At 64.9% G+C, this 579-nt stretch carries 1 protein-coding gene; it reads right to left on the bottom strand.

Annotated elements, in window-relative coordinates:
- On the bottom strand, positions 1-534 hold a 534-nt coding region (locus I2487_RS11620), incomplete at its 3' end, for an SH3 domain-containing protein (protein WP_207173053.1).
- Positions 535-579: the final 45 nt, after the last annotated feature.

Here is a 579-nt window from a genome sequence, read left to right on the forward strand (position 1 = left end):
GACCTTCACGATGGAGTCCGAGGTGCTGGCGCCGCTGCGTGCCCGCAGGCTCACACCACTCTTGACCGTGTATGTTCCGCTGGCCGCCGTGGTCGAGGAGGATCCGGTGGAGGAGGACGACGACGCGCTGGCCGCGGTCAGGTAGTCCGAGTGCACCCACAGTGTGCGGGAGCCGTCCTGGTAGCTGACCCAGTCCCCGTTCTTGCCGGTGATCGAGATCTTCGTGCCTGCCGAGAGCAACTTCGCGCTGGAGCTCGTGGCAGAGGCACCGGTCCGAGCGTTGAGGCTCAGACCACTCTTGACCTGGTAGTTCCCGGAAGCCGGGGTGGTCGAAGACCCGGTGTTCGAAGACCCGGTGTTCGAGGAGCTGCTGGCCTGATCAAGGAAGCTGGTCATGACCCACAGGGTCTGTGATCCGTCGCGGTAGCTGAACCACTCGCCGTTCTTCCCCGTGATGTTCACCGTGGTCCCCGGATCGAGGACCTTCACGATGGAGTCCGAGGTGCTGGCGCCGCTGCGTGCCCGCAGGCTCACACCACTCTTGACCGTGTATGTTCCGCTGGCCGCCGTGGTCGAGGA

Origin of the sequence: Nesterenkonia sp. E16_10, from assembly GCF_017347085.1 — a bacterium.
GTDB lineage: Bacteria > Actinomycetota > Actinomycetes > Actinomycetales > Micrococcaceae > Nesterenkonia.